The organism is Mucilaginibacter agri (assembly GCF_009928685.1).
Classification (GTDB): domain Bacteria; phylum Bacteroidota; class Bacteroidia; order Sphingobacteriales; family Sphingobacteriaceae; genus Mucilaginibacter; species Mucilaginibacter agri.
Window position 1 is genome coordinate 51,069 of the sequence record NZ_WWEO01000035.1, and the last position, 19,357, is coordinate 70,425.

Below are 19,357 nucleotides of genomic sequence, written 5' to 3' on the forward strand. Positions count from 1 at the left end.
GATTAACATGAAAAAGAGATATTTACTATGTTTTGGAATACTCGCCTTAATGCTGGCCTATTCCTGTACAAAACTCAACGATAATGATTACGCAACCATTGTCTCGAGTCAGTTTAGCCCTACCAGTAAAGATGTGGCGGCGTTAGTAGGCGTACCCTACACCAATTGGCGTACCCTCGAATTGGGACGAAGCGCTAATGCGGTATGGAGAACTAACGAGATATCGGCTGATGAAACCGTTATACCAGCCCGGCCAAACGGATGGGTAGATGGTGGGATATACAGACGCGTACATGAACACAAATGGACTGCCGACGAAGATAATAGTTACCAGATCTGGACCAACGCCTATGCCGGTATTACCAACTGTAACCGTTTGCTTTATCAGTTAGATAATAACCTTATCCCTGTTACTTCGGGTAAAGATCAGCTGGAGGCCGAGTTAAAAGTTTTAAGGGCTTCATTTTACTATGCGCTTTGCGATTTCTTCGGAAATGTGCCGATCATCACCAAATTTGATGTAGAGGCCGGTTACTTGCCTCCGCAAAATACCCGTAAGGAAGTATACACTTTTATAGTATCCGAACTTACCGCAAACGTGCCCTTACTAAGTAAGCTTAATGATGGTACAACCTATGGCCGCTTTAACCAATGGGCTGGTTATGCGCTTTTGGCAAAAGTTTATCTGAATGCTGAAGTATATACAGGCACTGCCGATTGGGCTGATTGTATTAAGGCATGCGACCAGGTAATTAACTCCGGCTTGTATGGCTTAGAAGCGGTTCAATCAACTGTCTTTTCAACCAACAATGCGGGGTCAAAAGAAATTGTGTTCGCTATTCCATTTGACAATGTGTACACCTCTGACGGTTCTACCGCGTGGACTTTACACATGGAAACATTGCAGCCAGAAAATCAGGCAACCTATAATTTCCAGAACTCGCCTTGGGGTGGTATTTGTGCGCTTCCGCAATTTATCAACACCTTCGACCCGGACGATGCCCGTTTAAAGGCTAACTGGGTGCAAGGACAGCAATACACCGCTTCGGGTGCTGTTTTATTGGGAACTATGGATAAATATAACGGCAAGCCGCTCGCCTACATCAATGAGTTGCCTGGTGTAGATTCGAGCCAGGAAGTACATGGCTATCGCCTGGGTAAATATGAAATTCAGGTTGGCGAATTGGTGGGGATGAGCAACGATTTTCCTTTGTTAAGATATGGGGACGTATTAATGATGAAAGCAGAAGCTGCCCTAAGATCTGGCGATGCCGGAACTGCAGCAACACTGGTAACGCAGGTAAGGCAGCGCAGCTTTATGAATAACCCGGCAAAAGCAACCGTAACGGCGGCGCAGATACAGGGGCCTTCAGTTTATGATTATGGTTTAAGAAACCATTTGGCAACCACGCACGAGTCGGTTTCCGATATTCAGTACGGCAGGATGCTCGACGAATTAGGTTGGGAATTTGCGCAGGAAGGCCGGAGACGGCAGGATTTGATCAGGTTTGGGATTTTTACTAAAAAATCCTGGTTGTCACATTCGCCTAATGGTGATTACCGGACCTTGCTGCCAATTCCAACAAGTGCGCTTCACACTAACGGAAACTTGAAGCAAAACCCAGGGTATTAATATCTTTAGTAAATTAAGGGCACAGTGTCAACCAAAATTGGCGCTGTGCTTTTAGCATTAATAAAAACAACCATTCCTGATTATCGGACACGAAAATTGACGTGATGAAAAATATACTATTTGGATTATGTTTAGTTGCTTTTGCCGCAAACGCGCAGCACAAAGATTACCCTATACAGCCGGTAAGTTTTACGGATGTAAAGCTAACCGACCAGTTCTGGTCTAAAAGAATTGAAGTTAACCGAACTGTTACCATACCGGCTTCATTTGCCAGATGCGAGAATACCGGTCGGGTAAAAAACTTTGAAATGGCCGCTGCAAAGAGCGGTAAATTTTGCACCAAATACCCTTTTGATGATACCGATATTTATAAAACCATAGAGGGCGCATCATACTCAATGCAGGTTCATCCAGACCCTCAACTCGATCATTATGTAGATTCGCTGATTGCTATAGTTGGCAAAGCGCAAGAGCCGGATGGTTATTTGTACACCGCCCGCACTATCGATCCGCTTAACCCACATCCATGGTCGGGCAGCGAAAGATGGGTAAAAGAAAACGAACTAAGCCACGAGCTCTATAACTCGGGCCACATGTTTGAAGCTGCTGCGGCCCATTACCTTGCTACAGGGAAGAAGAATTTTCTGAATATCGCCTTAAAAAATGCCGATTTGCTGGTTGAAACATTTGGCCCCGGAAAACGGCATGTAGCACCAGGGCACGAGATTGTGGAAATGGGTTTAGTTAGGCTTTATAGAATTACAGGTAAGGAAGACTATCTGAATCTCGCTAAATTCTTCATTGACGAAAGGGGCAAACGGACTTATGATAAAAGTAATCCGGATGAATGGAAAAACGGAATGTATTGGCAGGATGACGAACCAGTAACAGATCAGACCGTAGCTGAGGGGCACGCCGTTAGAGCTATGTATCTGTATTCGGGTATAGCAGACGTAGCTGCTTTAACTGGCGATAAACAATATATTAAAGCCATAGATACCATTTGGAATAATATGGTAGGCAAAAAGATATATGTACAAGGGGGCATAGGCGCAATACCCGATGGCGAACGCTTTGGTGCTGACTATGAATTACCCAACGCAACAGCCTACAACGAAACCTGTGCCGCTATAGGCAACGTTTTCTGGAACCAACGTATGTTTTTACTACATGGCGATTCTAAATACATCGACCTGCTGGAGAAGGTGCTTTATAACGGATTAATATCCGGCGTTGGCCTGGATGGAAAATCTTTCTTTTACACCAACGCTATGCAGGTAACCGATGGGTTTACACATAATTCACTGGAGCCACAACGCTCTAGCTGGTTCGAGTGCTCTTGTTGCCCTACAAACCTGGTTCGCTTTCTGCCGTCGTTACCGGGGTATATTTATGCCAATCGTGGTGATAAGATATATGTGAATCTTTTTATAAGCAGCACCGCTACACTTCAGATTGACGGTACACCTGTTCAACTATCGCAGCAAAATGATTACCCTTGGAATGGCGGGCTGAAAATTTCTGTAAATCCTGAAAAAGCAAAAGAGTTTGATGTATATGTGCGTATACCGGGTTGGGCAAAAAATGATGCTATCCCGTTAGATCTTTATCATTTTCAAACTACCAATACCGAAAAATATACAGTAAAAGTTAATGGTAAGTCAGTGAAGTATGAACTGCAAAATGGCTACGCCGTGGTAAAACATAAGTGGACAAAAGGCGATCAGATTGAACTTAACCTGCCTATGCCGGTAAGAAAAGTGATGGCCAGCAGTAACTTGCCCAACGATAAGGATAAAGTAGCCCTGCAACGCGGGCCGATTATTTACTGTGCAGAATGGACAGACAATACCGCGAAAGTAGACGCAATGGCGGTGCCGCTTAACGCCAATTTACAGCCGGTATTTGATGCCAACAAATTAAATGGCATTACCGAACTAAAAGGAGAAGTGTTAAATAGAGGTAGCAAAGTGCCTTTTACTGCTATACCGTACTACTCATGGGCAAACAGAGGCAAAGGCGAAATGCAAGTATGGTTTCCAACTAAATAGATAAGCCGTATCTGGCGAATGAGTATGGAAGAAAAGCGATTATCTAAAACTAAACTGAGAGCGTTTAAGCTCATGGCGTTCCTGTTGCCTGTTATTGTTTTGTTTTTGGTAGAGGGCGCCTTGCGATTGTTTGGGTATGGACATGATACAGCACTGTTTATTCAATATCCCGATAATCATGATTATTGGGTGATGAATAAGTATGCTTCGCAGCGTTATTTTTCAGATACGGTAAATGAGACCAGAGGTAATATCGAGCCTTTCAGGATCAATAAAACCGCCAATACCTTCCGGATATTTGTACTGGGCGAGTCTACTACCGCAGGATATCCTTATGTGCATAACGGTTCTTTTCATCGTTGGCTGCAATACCGCCTGGAGCGTACCTATCCGGATATAAACTTTGAGGTGGTTAACGTTTCGCTCACCGCTGTAAACTCGTACACCGTATTAGATTTTGGCAAACAAGTATTAGACTACCAACCAGATGCGGTGTTAATCTACACGGGACATAACGAATATTACGGCGCCTTGGGGGTAGGATCTACAAGTAATGCAGGTAATAACAGGGTGCTTGTAAAAACGTTGATACAGCTTCGCAGATCGAGGCTGGTTCAACTAATCGGTAGCCTTGTAGGTAAACTTAAAAATGGTGGCGCTGCCAAAATCGACGAAAGAGAAACCCTGATGAAGCGTATGGCTGCCAACCAGGAGATACCATACAATTCGCCAGAATACAAAGCTGGTATTCGTCAGTTTACACAAAACATAGGCGAGCTATGCGACTTGATGCAGAAGAAAAACATCCCTGTGTTTTTAAGCAACCTGGTAAGTAACGAAAAAGACTTAACTCCGTTTACCAGCAAGGGCACAGGTAACGTTAATGCTGCAGATCAGTTCGCCCTGGCTAAAGCAGCTTATGCTAAGGGGGATTACAACACAGCTAAGCAGCTTTTTATTAAAGCAAGGGATCTCGACTTGCTTCGTTTTCGTGCTCCTGAAGACATTAACAATGCAATCAATACCATTGCAGCTAAACATAGTATAGTGCATCTGGTAGATGCAAGAACTTCTTTTTCGGCCGCATCGCCACAGGGTATTCTGGGCAATGAAACACTGCTGGAACACGTGCATCCAAACCTTTACGGCTATGCTTTGCTGTCGGATGCTTTTTACAAATCCATTCAAAAAGCAAACCTTATCAAATCTAAGTCGGTTAAGAGCATGCCCTTTGCAGACTTGTTGATTAAAATGCCGGTGACCAAAGTCGATTCTCTGTATGGTGCCTACACGGTGATGATGCTCGAATCCGGCTGGCCTTTTAACAAGCCTATTCCGCAAAATTTTAAAAGGGGCAATTCTTTGGACGAACAGTTGGCGGGAGCAATGGCTGTTAACCGCATAACCTGGAGCGAAGCTATGAATCAGCTTTTTCAGGCCAGCATGCACGCTAACGACAAGAAAACCGCGTTAAAAGCGGTGGAAGCAACCATGCTTGATAACCCTTTAAACATCACCTATAAGATATTTGCAGGGCGAATAAGTCTAGAACTTGGCGATCCGGAAAATACACTATTCTGTTTCAAAAAAGCCTACAGCCAGGAACCGTCGTTTGAAAACCTGCAAAACCTCTATATCGCCTGTTTGAAAACAGACTCGCCGGAGGAAGCAGTAAGTTATTTGAAACAGGCAATAGAAATGCACCCGCAGGATGCTTCGCTACCTCAAATATTGGAAGTTGCTCATCAAATTATTGAGCTTAAAACCAAATTAAACTCCATTGCCGAGAATGATGCTCTAAAGCGAGAGATAGCAATTGACTACCATCATATAGGTGCAGACGAAGCGGCTGCCAAGTATAATTAACCCAAGCTGAGATGATAAAAAAAGACAGCGTTAACAAGAAATTTGGCCTGATAACAGGGGCAATGTTGCTGCTCATTTTTGGTTATCAGCTGCTCATCAGGCATCATCAAACCACTACCCTTGGGGTTATTGGTGGGTTGTTAATAGTACTTGCGCTTGCTATACCAAGGTTGCTAAACCCTTTGCGAATTGTTTGGGATAAGATTGGCGCCGTTATGGGAGCAGTTAACACCGTTCTGATCTTACTGCTGGTTTATGTCTTTATTATCGTCCCTATGGGTTTAATAATGAGATTACTCAGGCAAAACCTGCTCAATCTGGAATGGAAATCCCCACGGGAAACTTATTTCGATACAACAGCTACAACAAGCGAAAGCTCTTATAAACAACAATTTTAATCGGGCAAAAATGAACGTTATAGCAGAGTTTTTTCTTTTCCTCAAATCGCGCAAACGCTTTTGGTTACTGCCGCTGGTATTGTTTCTTTTAATGATTGGTTTGCTGATCGTGTTAGTACAGGGATCGGCTCTGGCGCCATTTATTTATACGCTGTTTTAACATGTATATCCTTGGCATTTCGGCATATTATCACGACAGTGCTGCCTGTTTAATCCACAACGGGGAAATTGTGGCGGCGGCACAAGAGGAGCGGTTCTCGAGAATTAAAAACGACGAACAATTCCCGGAAGCATCTATCCGCTATTGCCTTGCCGAAGCCCAGATCAAACTATCTGAAATAACCTACGTGGTTTTTTATGAGAAACCTTTTCAAAAGTTCGAGCGGCTATTAGAAACCTATTTGGCTTTTGCGCCAAAAGGTTTCTTTTCGTTTATAAAAGCCATACCCGTATGGTTAAAGGAAAAAATATTCCTAAAAAAGAATATGTTATCGGCTCTGACGACGCTTAACAACGAGCAGAAATTTGATGCTGAGAAGTTGCTTTTTGTTCCTCATCATACCTCACACGCAGCCTCTGCTTTTTACCCTTCGCCCTATCAGGACGCTGTTATACTCACAGCTGATGGCGTAGGGGAGTGGGTTACAACCGCCATATCAATTGGGCGTGGAAACAAGATCACTACCCTTAAAGAAATCAGATTCCCCCATTCCATTGGTTTGTTATATTCTGCATTTACCTATTATCTGGGCTTTAAGGTTAACAGCGACGAGTATAAGGTGATGGGGCTGGCTCCGTACGGGAAGTCGGTTTATACCGATTTGATTCTCCAAAACCTGGTTGATGTAAAGCCGGATGGCTCTTTCAGGTTAAACATGAAATTTTTCAACTATTGTACTGGTCTTTCTATGACAGGTAAGTCGTTTGATAAATTATTCGGACATCCTGTTAGAAAAAGCCATGAAGAAGTAACCCAGTTCCATATGGATATAGCGGCATCAATCCAGGCGGTTTGCGAAGATATCATGCTTAAGCTTACCACCGCATTACATCAGGAATTTGGCCTCGATAATTTATGCATGGCTGGCGGAGTAGCCTTAAACTGTGTGGTAAACGGTAAAATTCTTAAGCAGTCCGGTTTTAAAAATATTTGGATACAGCCTGCAGCGGGCGACGCCGGAGGTGCCCTTGGGGCTGCTTTAGAGGTCTATTATAATTATCCGGGACGCGAACGAAAAATTACCGGCGATAAAGACAAAATGCAGCAAGCCTTGCTTGGGCCATCTTTCGCAATTGATGAAGTTGAACAGTTATTGCTGGCAAGAAACCTGTCATTCGAGGTGCTCGATGACAATAACTATTATAAAAGTATTGCCGAAGAAATAGCTGCCGGGCGGATAGTGGGCTATTTTAAAGGCCGTATGGAATTTGGGCCACGTGCCTTGGGTGCGAGGAGCATAATAGCCGATCCGCGCAACAAGGCAATGCAATCAGTACTTAATCAAAAAATTAAGTTTAGAGAATCTTTCAGACCCTTTGCCCCTGCAATACTCAGGGAGTTTTTGCCTCAGTACTTTGATCTGAATTGCGAAAGCCCATACATGTTATTGGTGGCATCGCTAAAAGAAGAATTTTTGCTCCGTTATGCAAAGGATGAGTTTTTAACCGGATTTGATAAGCTGAAAGCATCAAGATCGGTATTGCCTGCGACTACACATGTCGACGGCTCATCCAGAATTCAGACAGTTGATAAAGACGACCACCCCGATTTTTACAAGCTTATTAATGCATTTTACGATATAACGGGCTGCCCAATGTTGGTAAATACTTCATTTAACCGCATGGATGAGCCAATTGTATGCTCGCCAAAAGATGCGCTCGAATGCTTTCTCCACACGGATATCGACGTAGTGGTGATTGAGAGTTTTATGCTAAGAAAACAAACTGTTACCGCGAATTCGGCGATAACATTAGATCTGAATAACTATGAAAATACAGTGGTTTAAAACCAGCATTTTAATTGGGTTAGTAGCCTCCGGGATGCAGGCATTGGCACAGCAGCCGCAGCTTCAATCATTCTCCCTCAATGAAGTGCATCTGCTAAAGAGCCCTTTTCTCGACGCGGAACAAACGGATATGGGCTATATGCTAAAGCTTGACCCCGACCGCTTGCTGGCCCCATTTTTACGCGAGGCTGGGCTTAAACCCAAGGCCGAAAGTTACGGCAATTGGGAAAATACAGGCCTCGACGGCCATACCGCCGGTCATTATCTTACCGCGCTTGCGCAGATGTATGCCTCTACCGGTCAAAAGGTGTGGAAGACACGCCTTGACTACATGGTAAGCGAATTAAAGCGATGCCAGGATAACCGCACAGACGGTTATGTTGGCGGTGTACCCGAAGGACCCTTAATGTGGGAACATGTAGCAAACGGAAACTTCGATCTGTTTAATAAACGATGGGTGCCCTGGTATAACCTGCATAAACTATATGCCGGACTGCGCGATGCATATCTTATTGGCGGCAACGCCGAAGCCAAAGATGTGCTCATTAAGCTGACAGATTGGGCAGATAGGCTTTTATCAAAATTATCGGAACAGCAAATACAGAAGATGCTGGATACCGAGCAAGGTGGTATGAACGAAGTATGCGCGGATGTGGCGGCCATAACCGGCGATAACAAATACCTGGTGTTGGCGAAAAAATTCGATCATCAGGCCATTCTGCAGCCGCTTGAAGCGCATCAGGATAAATTGAACGGACTGCATGCCAATACGCAAATTCCGAAGGTAATAGGCTTCGAGCGAATTGCGGAATTGGACAACGATTCGTCATTTGATTCGGCTGCAAGATTTTTTTGGGAAACCGTTGTGGACAACCGGAGTATTTCTATCGGCGGAAACAGTGTGCGGGAGCATTTCAATCCTGCAAATAATTTTATCTCGATGGTTGAATCTGAGCAAGGGCCGGAGACATGCAATAGTTATAATATGCTAAAGCTGACCAAGATGCTCTTTTTAACCAAGCCAGATGCGAAGTATATGAATTATTATGAGCGAACACTATACAATCACATCCTATCATCCCAGCATCCGGGTAAAGGAGGTTTCGTGTACTTTACACCAATTCGCCCAGACCATTATCGGGTTTACTCGCAGCCCGACGAAGGTTTTTGGTGCTGTGTTGGCACGGGCATGGAGAACCACGGTAAATATGGCGAAATGATCTATGCACATCAGGGGAAAGATTTGTATGTGAACTTGTTTATAGCCTCCAAATTAGATTGGAAACAGCAAGGGATAGCCTTAGTGCAAACGAATAACTTCCCATTTGAAGAAAAGTCGGAATTACGGATAGTGAGCACCAAACCATCAACGTTTAAATTGTGGATCAGGCAACCTGAATGGGTTAAAGAGGGTGGTTTTACCCTGCGCCTGAATGGTAAGTTTATTAAAGCAGCAAAGGATGCTAATGGTTACGTTTCCATCAACAGAAAATGGAATAATGGCGATAGGGTGTCAATACAACTACCGATGCGAAATAAATTGGAATATCTGCCCGACCATTCGGAGTGGGTATCTATAGTACATGGGCCTATTGTTTTGGCTGCCGCTACCGATACAACGAAGTTGGTTGGCCTTATGGCCGATGGCAGCCGTTTTGGCCACGTAGCCACAGGTCCTTTAGAGCCAATAGACAAAGCCCCACTTTTGGTGGACAATGGCAATGATATATCAGCCGAATTGAAACCAATTACAGAGGCACCATTGAGATTTACATTTGCCAACATGGTTTATCAACCTCAATATAAACAGCTTAAGCTAATGCCGTTTTTTGAGCTCCACGATGCCCGGTATATGTTGTATTGGCCAATTGCCAAAGCAGATTCAATTGAACAACGCAAACATCAACTGGCGGATGACGATAATATAATTGCGCTTGCTAAACGGACCGTAGATCAGGTTTCGCCGGGCGAGCAACAGCCAGAGTCTGATCATTCCATCGAAAGTAATGGTTCTAAGACGGGGGTGTTTCGAAATAAGCACTGGAGAGATGCTTCCGGTTATTTTGCTTACAAAATGAGGACTACGCCATCAGTAAAAGCACTTTTGGTTACCTATTACGGTGGCGACGCAAACCGCTCGTTTGATATTTATCTTGATGATCAAAAACTCGCGCATGTTGTTTTGGACGGTAGCCAGGGCGATATATTTTTTACAAAAGAGTACGCTATCCCGGCATCGGTGGCTAAACCGGGAATTGTAGTGGTGAAGTTTGTCGCCGAAAAAGGATCGATAGCCGGTGGTGTTTTTGACGTTAGAATGGTTAAAGAAAGTAAGACATTGAACTAAGTTTTCTTCGGGCGCTTGCTAGTCGGGAGATTGCGTTTTTTAACTAAAAAAACATAAAAATTCGGGAGTAGAAGTTTTTTAGTGTGGTATTACTCACACTGTTATACAACTTCGGCACGTTTTCTTAGGGTGCAAATTAGAGTCGGGCGATTTTGGTAATATTAGTAGTAAATATCACCAAGATACAACAGTATGTCCCTAATTTCTACGCTCCTAATTAAACCACGAATAAGAATTGCGCTATTGATGCTTTTCTTTCCTGCCGTTGTATTGGCGGGATTTGGCAAGGCAAAAAAAGCCGATCCCTTTAGTCCGGTATACATTTCATTTCGGCCTTCAACAGCAACCGCTCCAACTGGCTATATAGCCGATAATGGCCTGGCTTATGATGCAACAAGAGGTTATGGCTGGATAGATCCCACAACCAATGCACCGAAAGACATGACCCTCAATATGGCGCTCAGAACGCTAAGTGCCGACCTGAGGTTGCGGGGTTTAGTGCAAATGCAGGCTGATACTAAAGGAATGACTCCCGGAAACTGGGAATATGCCGTACCTAACGGAACCTACAGGGTAACGATTGGCGTTGGTGACGATAGTTACATTGATAGCGACCACCAGATTAATGCCGAGGGCTTCCCGCTGATATCAGACTTCGTACCTTTAAGTACCAAAAAACACCTTATTGCCGCGGCAATAGTGCAGGTGAGCGATGGCAAACTCACTATTGATGCTACCAGTGGTACCGCTACTAAAATAGACTTTATTACCATAACCTCGGTTGATACTGTTTCTGATGCAGTTGCTCCGGTTGCCAGTTTAAGATTAGTGGGCACGGTTAAATCAAACGGCGCATATGATGGGCAGGCACAGGTAATACTGAGTGCCTATGATGTAACTTCTGGTCTCACTTCATTACAATATTCTGTAAATGGTGGTGCGTATACTAACTATACGCTTCCGTTTAATATTACTACGGCTGGCAATTACAGTTTAACAGCGAAAGCTGTTGATGCCAATGGAAATCAAATAGTAACCAGCGCCACCACTTTTACCATAGCACCGGCTGGCTTTAAAACGGTAAACATTGCATTCTTACCTTCATCCGGAACAACGCCAACGGGCTATACAGCCGATAATGGACTTGCCTATAGTGCTACCAGTGGTTACGGTTGGATAGACCCAACCAGCAAAGCCCCCAAAGATATGACCCTTAATATGGCGCTCAGAACGCTAAGTTCTGATTTGCGCATGCGGGGTGTAGCTCAAATGCAAGCCAATACCAAAGGCCTAACGCCCGGCAATTGGGAATATGCGCTGCCAAACGGAACCTATCGCGTAACGGTTGGTGTGGGCGACGATAGTTACATAGACAGCGATCACCAGATTAATGTGGAAGGTTTTCCGATAGTATCCGACTTTGTTCCTTTAAGTACTAAGAAGCATTTAATAGGCGTAGCGGTGGTGCAGGTAAGCGATGGCAAACTCACCATTGATGCTAATGGAGGTACCGCCAGCAAAATTAATTTTATTACCATCTCAACTGCAGATGCGATAGCCGACGCGGTAGCGCCAACAGTGAGTATGCGATTGGTTGGAACGGTTAAATCAACCGGGGCATATGATTCTCAGGTTCAGGTTGTGCTAAATGCCAACGATGCAACATCGGGACTTACCTCAGTGCAGTATGCAGTAAATGGCGGGGCATATGTAAATTACACTGTTCCGGTTACGCTCACTACAGCCGGCAATTACAGTGTAACTGCTAAGGCTGTTGATGCAAATAATAATACAATCGAAACAAGCGCCACTACTTTTACAATAGCTCCAGCAGGATTTAAAGCAGTAAACATTGCTTTCTTACCTTCATCGGGGACAGCGCCAACAGGTTATACGGCCGATAATGGGTTGGCTTATAATGCTACCAGTGGCTATGGCTGGATAGACCCAACCACCAAAACGCCAAAAGATATGACCCTTAACATGGCGCTAAGAACATTGAGTTCTGACATCCGCTTACGTGGCGTAGCCCAATTACAGGCCAATACCAAAGGGTTGACTCCTGGAAACTGGGAATATGCGGTGCCAAACGGAATGTACCGGGTAACAGTTGGTGTAGGTGACGATAGTTATATCGACAGCGACCACCAGATCAATGTGGAAGGCTTCCCCATTGTATCAGACTTCGTCCCTTTAAGTACCAAGAAGCATCTGATTGGTGTGGCCGTGGTTCAGGTAACTGATGGCAAAATAACCATCGACGCCAATGGTGGAACAGCCTCTAAGCTTAATTTTATCACCATCGCAGCGGCCGACCCGGTTACCGATGCTGTTGCCCCCGTGGTAAGTATGCGGTTGGTTGGCACAGTTAAGTCGGGTGGTGCTTATGATACGCAGGCACAAGTAGTTTTGAGTGCCTACGACGCAACCTCGGGCCTTACATCGTTGCAATATTCTATAAATGGTGCGGCGTACGTTAATTACACAGTGCCGTTTACTATTACCACAGCTGGAAATTATAGTTTAACGGCTAAGGCTATCGATGCCAACAACAACACCGTCGTAACAACTGCAACTAATTTTACTGTGGCAACGGCTGGCTTTAAAGCAGTATATATAGCTTTTTTACCGTCGAGTGGAACGGCGCCCACTGGCTACACTGCAGATAATGGATTGGCTTATAGTGCCAGCAGCGGCTATGGTTGGATAGATCCAACCACCAAAGCACCGAAGGATATGACGCTTAGCATGGCGCTCAGAACTTTAAGTTCCGATCTGCGGCTGCGCGGATTAGCTCAAATGCAAGCCAACACCAAAGGTCTAACTCCCGGAAACTGGGAGTATGCCGTACCAAACGGAACATACAGGGTAACTGTTGGCGCGGGTGATGACAGCTATTACGATAGCGATCACCAGATCAACGTGGAAGGTTTACCTGTTGTATCAGATTTCGTACCATCTAGCTCTAAGAAACATCTTACCGGTGTAGCGGTGGTGCAGGTAACAGATGGCAAACTCACCATTGATGCAACCGGTGGAACGGCTTCTAAACTCAACTTTGTTATCATCGCAGCAGCCGATCCGATTACAGATGCGGTAGCGCCAACTGCAGGAATGCGACTAGTAGGCACACTTACTACAACCGGGGCTTACGACACGCAGGCGCAGGTTTTCCTGAATGCAAATGACGCAACTTCTGGTCTCAATTCATTCCAGTATTCGATAAACAATGCAGCCTACGTTAACTACACTGCTCCGTTTATCATCACAACTCCGGGTACTTACAATTTTTCAGTTAAGGCTGTTGATGCCAATAATAATCAAACCATTATAACGCCAGCTACATTTGTGGTTGCGCCAGAAAATTTGAAAGGCTCATACATGTACGTTCAGAATATGGACGGATTCCCGGCGAATGACAGATTGTTGTTTTCATTGATACAAACTCCTTGGCGCAGAACAGACCCGGATACAACACCTTATAATGCCAACCACGATAAGGTAAAGCTCCGCATAAATAACAAAGGGGTCGGTAAGTTGAAAATTTCAGGTTTAACATTGTCTAATCCGGCTGCTTGGAAAATCGTTTCGATAGGGACAGACACCACCGCAACCTTACCTGTAAGGGTGGCATCGGAATCTTATGTAGATATTACTATTCAGTTTAAGGCTAAAGACGCCGCAACGAGGCTCACCGTTCTGAGTGACACATTAACGTTAGCAACTTCGGATAGTATAGCGCCTGTAAAGAAAATTAAACTCGTTGGGATATGGCAGGCGGCCGGGGAAAGTACCAACGAACCCTACGCCCAGCAGGTAATTACCGCCTTCGGATTTACAAGTGTAGTTGGATATGGGCATGACGATAACGGCAATGACGGGACATCAAGAATGCCTAGTTCGAGCGAAGTGGTGCAGTCTTATTTTGTTATTGCCGATCCGAGCAAACCTGTAACCGTTAGGCAGGTGGTTGCTTATCATGGTTGCTGTTCTGCCACAGAGTCGTTTAAGTATTTTACAAAAGGATCAACCAAATTAACTACCCTGTTTACGCATAACCCTTTAGACGGGCAGTCTGTGCTGCCGCGGCTCCAGGGCTCTACAACCACTTTGGCGCAGGGTACCTTTACCCCAACCGGATCATTTGGTATCCAAATCGGGTCTTCGTGCTCAGATCGAACCAAAAACTATCAGGGGCTTATTGGGATAAGGTTCCTGAAGGCGATGGACGGTAATGGTAACATTATACCAAACGCATACTTTTTAGATTGCGACTACCTGGGCACGCCTTATACCAACTTCGACTATCAGGATAATATATATTATGTAGAAAATATAAAACCAGATGGAGGATCGCTGCATTATTCAGACCTGGCCGCAACACCAAACACCGTTATGGATTTTGGTTCGGCAATGACTGGTACAACGAATACTGTTGCGCTAACCTTGAAAAACATGGGCATAAGTTATCCGGATAGTTCGACCGATTCGCCCATTTCCATCAAAAGCGTGCAGATAGTTGGGCCTAACGCCAGTGAGTTTGCCATGGGCTCGCTGAAGACTAATAGCTTGGCTATACAGGCTACCACGCCATTAAATGTAAAATTTGTGCCTACAAGCACCGGTATTAAAAATGCAGTGTTATTGGTTAACTACAATAGTGCTTCTTCGCCGCTTCGTGTACCGTTTTATGGTATCGCCAATACAGCTACATCAACAGTAGGGCTGGTAAAACGTATAAAGGGTGGCTCTGATGTGGCAATGACCATAGGTGGCAAAGTTTATGAAGCTGATATAAACTATCGCCAGGGTTCTATTAAACTGGATCAGCAGGTTATTGCCTCGCCAATTTTAGCGTCGGATATCGACTCTCTATATCAAACCTACCTGTCGGCAGCGGCAGATTTGGCCGAAACAAGATATGCCATCCCGATACCTAATGGTAACTATATGGTGCGTATGCACTTTACCGAAAACTATTGGACCGCGGCCGGACAACGGGTGTTTAGCATTAATATGGAAAATCAACCAGTGCTGACAAACTTCGATATCTTTAATGAGGTTGGTTACAGAAGTGCGATAGTTAAAGATTTCCAGACGACGGTGACCGATGGATCTTTAGATATTAAGTTTAACCCGACGGCTAACCGGGTGGCTATATGTGGTATAGAAATATATCAGGTAAATGGCGGTCAGCCTGCTTTGGCGGTAACACAGCAACCTGGGCTGCTCTTCGATCAGCAACCTGCTAATACGGGTAAAAAGATAACTATATACCCTAATCCGAACGCGGGAAGTTATTTCTCCGTTAAGATTGATGGGTTTAACAAAAATGATAATGTGACGTTGACAGTAACCAACATGATGGGTAGGTTGCAACAAACGCAAAAGCTCCAGACCGATGCCTCCGGCTCGGCCACGGTTGCTATATCATTGAATAATAATTTAGCCAAAGGAATTTATATTATAAACACACAATCTTCGTCGGGAGTTACGGATACGAAGTTCCTGGTGCAATAAAGAGATAGTATTTTGTAAAGATCTAAGCAGGGGTTACAACCCCTGCTTTTTTATATTTCCGGATTTGCTTTCGTAATCTGGATTGCTTTTGGAGTGGTTTTTCCGATGCGCTTATCTCGTTGCACAACAAGCTCACAGATTTGAATGGCTGATTCTTCAAAGTCATCGTGCCCGTCGCGAAGTTGAAGCCAGGCAGTGTCAAATGCTTCGCCTTCGTCAAAATCAAAATCGGTAATTGCTGGGATATCTGTTTTTAAGCTGTTGTGGTATTCCCGCCGGGTTGAGATCCATATGCCATTATGCTGTGGGTTTTTATTTACCCTTCGGAAAATCAGCATAATTTTGCCTTCAAAATAGATGTAAAACATACCAATGGCAGGCTTTATTACTATTGATGCTGGCAGATAGTCGAGCAGAAAATCATATGGCATCGGCTTTTTCATCCTTTTATCGGCTAATTCATACTTCTAAACTCAACCGGTGTTTTTCCCGTTTTCTGCTTAAATAACTTGTTAAAATACTGAGGGTATTCAAAACCTAACGTGTATGCAATTTCTCCCACTGACCGATTACTATTTAGCAGGATATTTTTAGCTTCCTCAATTAAATAATAGTGGATGTGGTCTTGGGCGCTCTTGCCTGTTTCTTTTTTAAGCAGATCGCTCAGATAATTGGGCGACAGGTAAACGTGCTCGGCAAGATATTTCACAGTCGGTAAACCGCGTTCATTGATATTGTTTGTTTTAAGATACTCGGTCAGCAATTTTTCAACCTGCGCAACCACAGCATTGTTAGACGTTTTGCGGGTAATAAACTGTCGACCATAAAATCTGGAGCAATAGTTTAACAGCATTTCGATGCCGGATGCAATAATCGCCTGGCTATGCACGTCGATATTTTCCTGCAATTCGGCATCGATTTTTTTTACACAATCGGCCAGGATGGTTCTTTCTTTTTCAGATAAGTGAAGCGCTTCTGACATCTCATAGCTTAAGAAGCTGTAATCCTTCATTTTGTCGCTAAGGGCAGTTGGCCGGATAAAATCGGGGTGGAAGAAAACTCCCCAGCCGTTCAATTGCGGGAATGCTTCATCGTCCTTATCCATTTCCAGTACCTGATTGGGCGACATACAAATTAAACTGCCATCCGTAAAGTCGACAAGCTTGCGGCCATATTTTATATTGTTTCGGTTATAGTTCTTGAAAATCAAGGTATAGAAATCGGCCGATACCCGGGTGTCTTCAATAATCTCTTCCCTTACCTGGCTAAAGTCGACAACTGCAACCAGTGGGTGCCTGATCGGTTGCTCGAGCCTGAAGAACTTAAACAGGTCGGCAATGGTACGCATGTGGACGAACATACTCATAAACAAATATAGCCTCATTGCAGGGCAATGAGGCTCGAATCGGTATTTAAATTATAATCCAAATTGTGTTTTCATCCCGGCAATAAAAGCATCATCATTAGCCTGTTGACGCTGGGCAATAATTGCTTTTGCGTCCTCGCCGGCAGTATATCTTAACTGACCGGTGCCATCGGTGGCAGCCTGATAAATCACGTTTGCTACCACACTGGCCGGTGATGCCTGCCCGAACATGGTTTCTACAGCGGCTAATACTTTGCCAACAATAGGTTGGTATTCGGCTATGCTTTCATCATTGCTAAAGTCGAGAGAGCGACCGGTAAACTCCGTAGCGATAGCACCTGGCTCAACAATCTTTACCTTGCCGCCAAATTGCTCCACTTCATAGCTAAGCGATTCTGAAATACCTTCTACCGCAAATTTAGTCCCGTGATATAATACACCTAACGGGAAAGACATTTTTCCGCCGATGGAAGAAATATTGATAATAACGCCACTTTTATTCTGACGAAAATGAGGTAATAACGCCTTTGTTACATCCAGCAGGCCGATAACATTTGTATCAAACTGACGGATTATCTGCTCTCTCGAAAAAGATTCAAGCACTCCATAAGCACCGTAGCCAGCATTATTAAGTAAAACATCTATCTGTCCAAATTTAGCGATGCCCTCGTTTACGGCGGCGGCAATGGAAGACGGGTCGACCACGTCGAGTTTGGTAACCAATACATTATCTAGATTTTTTAATTCTGTTTCGGTTTCAGGCTTACGCATGGTAGCAATAACATTCCAGCCTTTAGATTGAAATAATTTGGCGGTTTCTTTGCCAATGCCACTGCTTGCTCCGGTTATTAAGATGGTTTTCATTGTTTACTTGTTTTTAAATGATAAACCAAAGGTCGGCCTAAAAGCGAGGCTGTTAATAATACGAATACGGGGTTGTTGTATACTTATTACTTATTTTGTTTAGCCGACGGGCTATTTCCATATGTAGGCACAATCAATTATTTAAGATAGGACTTTAAAAATGCAAACAGCTTGGCTCTAATAAATTGCGCGTCAAACGCATTTCCGCCATGTGGGGCTCCAGGTACGATGACCAATTCGTTATTAACGCCTGACTGACTAAGTCTTTTACTTAATTCTATAGATTGCCCGTTGTTAACCGCTTGATCTTTGTCTCCGTGCACAATCAAAAATGGCGGATCGTTTTTATCTATATAAGAAACTGGGCTTGCTTCCCTTGCTTTATCAGGTGCTTCGGTTGCCTTGGCACCAATTAGAAGTTGAACTCCTGTATTTGGATCAGTAGTTCCGGGCCCTGTAAGTGTTTCCAGATCACTGATGCCATAATAATCAATGATTAATTTGATTTTAGATTGCTCGATCTGCCCATTTGAATAGAATCCGGTGACATTATTATTATTGGAAAGTCCTGATAGTGCTGCAAGATGCCCTCCCGCCGAAAACCCGAGAATCGCGATATTATTTTTGTCCAAATGGTATTTGTTTCCGCTTCGATTTATAAATCTTAACGCATCGTTGCAATCTTGTATCTGAGCAGGAAATTTATCGGTACTACTATAGCGGTAGTTTATTGAAACAATAGCAAATCCTTTTTTGATCATTTCGTGAGCGGTGGATCCCATAAAGTCCATAGCGCTATACTTATCACCTTTTCGCCATCCTCCGCCATGTAACCAAACAACAACCGGATAAGTTGTCTTCCCGGTCGGCGGCACATAAATATCTAATTTGTGTCGGGTCAGTGTGTCATCATCGTAAGAAAGATTCTCGAACATTATCGTGCCGCGGGGCAATAGGCCGATAATAGGGTTGTTTGATTGTGCTACAACGCTTTTTGAAAGTACTAATAGGTAAAGGATTATAACAGCGTAATAATATTTCATTAGGATCGGTAGCTTTTTCAAATATAGCTCAAATTCAAAACGTTTATTTGACCCTAAATATAATGAAGCACCCGAGTCTGGGTTTATTGGCAAGTAGTTTGAAAAAGTCAGATTATGGTTTGTTCCCAAAGTTTGGCGCGATATCAAGCTGCGGTATGAGGATGCGTACTTATGCCTATGCAAAATCCTTGCCTGTGGTTAAGCATAAAAAAAGCTCATCAAAAAATTGATGAGCTTTTAGCGGAATGGACGGGACTCGAACC

12 protein-coding genes are annotated in these 19,357 nt (G+C 44.0%); 8 read left to right on the forward strand and 4 right to left on the reverse strand.

The genetic code is table 11. The annotated features are described in order from the left end of the window. Positions 1-7 precede the first annotated feature (7 nt). The 8 genes from GSY63_RS02095 (at position 8) to GSY63_RS02130 (ending at position 15,821) form a co-directional block, all read left to right on the forward strand. Positions 8-1,633, forward strand: coding sequence for a RagB/SusD family nutrient uptake outer membrane protein (locus GSY63_RS02095; RefSeq protein WP_166584166.1), 1,626 nt, complete (start codon positions 8-10; stop codon positions 1,631-1,633). A gap of 104 nt (positions 1,634-1,737) precedes the next feature. Next, positions 1,738-3,684, forward strand: a complete 1,947-nt coding sequence (locus tag GSY63_RS02100) for a glycoside hydrolase family 127 protein (RefSeq protein ID WP_166584167.1) — start codon at positions 1,738-1,740, stop codon at positions 3,682-3,684. A gap of 18 nt (positions 3,685-3,702) precedes the next feature. Further along, on the forward strand, positions 3,703-5,550 hold the full coding sequence (locus GSY63_RS02105) for an SGNH/GDSL hydrolase family protein (protein WP_166584168.1): 1,848 nt from the start codon (positions 3,703-3,705) through the stop codon (positions 5,548-5,550). 11 nt (positions 5,551-5,561) lie between these two features. Next, a complete protein-coding gene (locus GSY63_RS02110; RefSeq protein WP_166584169.1) occupies positions 5,562-5,948 on the forward strand; it encodes an SxtJ family membrane protein in 387 nt (128 codons plus the stop codon). A 10-nt stretch (positions 5,949-5,958) separates the two neighbouring features. After that, positions 5,959-6,108, forward strand: coding sequence for a DUF5989 family protein (locus GSY63_RS02115; protein ID WP_166584170.1), 150 nt, complete (start codon positions 5,959-5,961; stop codon positions 6,106-6,108). 1 nt (position 6,109) lies between these two features. Next, positions 6,110-7,954, forward strand: a complete 1,845-nt coding sequence (locus tag GSY63_RS02120; protein ID WP_166584171.1) for a carbamoyltransferase family protein — start codon at positions 6,110-6,112, stop codon at positions 7,952-7,954. Continuing rightward, entirely contained in the window at positions 7,935-10,301 is a 2,367-nt protein-coding gene (locus GSY63_RS02125; protein WP_166584172.1) for a glycoside hydrolase family 127 protein, read from the forward strand. Before GSY63_RS02120 ends, GSY63_RS02125 begins: the two co-directional genes overlap by 20 nt. A gap of 246 nt (positions 10,302-10,547) precedes the next feature. Continuing rightward, the gene (locus GSY63_RS02130; RefSeq protein WP_166584173.1) at positions 10,548-15,821 is read left to right on the forward strand and encodes an OmpL47-type beta-barrel domain-containing protein; all 5,274 of its coding nucleotides are present in this window, start codon (positions 10,548-10,550) and stop codon (positions 15,819-15,821) included. Positions 15,822-15,871: 50 nt separating this feature from the next. Here the strand turns inward: GSY63_RS02130 and GSY63_RS02135 are convergent, their stop codons facing one another. From GSY63_RS02135 to GSY63_RS02150, 4 genes are all read right to left on the reverse strand, one after another. Further along, the gene (locus tag GSY63_RS02135) at positions 15,872-16,264 is read right to left on the reverse strand and encodes a hypothetical protein (protein ID WP_166584174.1); all 393 of its coding nucleotides are present in this window, start codon (positions 16,262-16,264) and stop codon (positions 15,872-15,874) included. A gap of 11 nt (positions 16,265-16,275) precedes the next feature. Next, positions 16,276-17,187: a helix-turn-helix domain-containing protein gene (locus tag GSY63_RS02140; protein ID WP_166584175.1), complete on the reverse strand. Its 912-nt coding sequence runs from the start codon at positions 17,185-17,187 to the stop codon at positions 16,276-16,278. A 51-nt stretch (positions 17,188-17,238) separates the two neighbouring features. Continuing rightward, positions 17,239-18,051, reverse strand: a complete 813-nt coding sequence (locus GSY63_RS02145; RefSeq protein ID WP_166584176.1) for an SDR family oxidoreductase — start codon at positions 18,049-18,051, stop codon at positions 17,239-17,241. Between the two features lie 137 nt (positions 18,052-18,188). Beyond that, entirely contained in the window at positions 18,189-19,094 is a 906-nt protein-coding gene (locus GSY63_RS02150; protein WP_166584177.1) for an alpha/beta hydrolase, read from the reverse strand. Between the last annotated feature and the right edge of the window lie 263 nt (positions 19,095-19,357).

What these genes read in the sequence shown, in the direction of transcription:
- GSY63_RS02095 (WP_166584166.1), top strand. Translation starts at nt 8, where the DNA reads ATGAAAAAGAGATATTTACTATGTTTTGGAATACTCGCCTTAATGCTG.
- GSY63_RS02100 (WP_166584167.1), top strand. Translation starts at nt 1,738, where the DNA reads ATGAAAAATATACTATTTGGATTATGTTTAGTTGCTTTTGCCGCAAAC.
- GSY63_RS02105 (WP_166584168.1), top strand. Translation starts at nt 3,703, where the DNA reads ATGAGTATGGAAGAAAAGCGATTATCTAAAACTAAACTGAGAGCGTTT.
- GSY63_RS02110 (WP_166584169.1), top strand. Translation starts at nt 5,562, where the DNA reads ATGATAAAAAAAGACAGCGTTAACAAGAAATTTGGCCTGATAACAGGG.
- GSY63_RS02115 (WP_166584170.1), top strand. Translation starts at nt 5,959, where the DNA reads ATGAACGTTATAGCAGAGTTTTTTCTTTTCCTCAAATCGCGCAAACGC.
- GSY63_RS02120 (WP_166584171.1), top strand. Translation starts at nt 6,110, where the DNA reads ATGTATATCCTTGGCATTTCGGCATATTATCACGACAGTGCTGCCTGT.
- GSY63_RS02125 (WP_166584172.1), top strand. Translation starts at nt 7,935, where the DNA reads ATGAAAATACAGTGGTTTAAAACCAGCATTTTAATTGGGTTAGTAGCC.
- GSY63_RS02130 (WP_166584173.1), top strand. Translation starts at nt 10,548, where the DNA reads ATGCTTTTCTTTCCTGCCGTTGTATTGGCGGGATTTGGCAAGGCAAAA.
- GSY63_RS02135 (WP_166584174.1), bottom strand. Translation starts at nt 16,264, where the DNA reads ATGAAAAAGCCGATGCCATATGATTTTCTGCTCGACTATCTGCCAGCA.
- GSY63_RS02140 (WP_166584175.1), bottom strand. Translation starts at nt 17,187, where the DNA reads ATGAGTATGTTCGTCCACATGCGTACCATTGCCGACCTGTTTAAGTTC.
- GSY63_RS02145 (WP_166584176.1), bottom strand. Translation starts at nt 18,051, where the DNA reads ATGAAAACCATCTTAATAACCGGAGCAAGCAGTGGCATTGGCAAAGAA.
- GSY63_RS02150 (WP_166584177.1), bottom strand. Translation starts at nt 19,094, where the DNA reads ATGAAATATTATTACGCTGTTATAATCCTTTACCTATTAGTACTTTCA.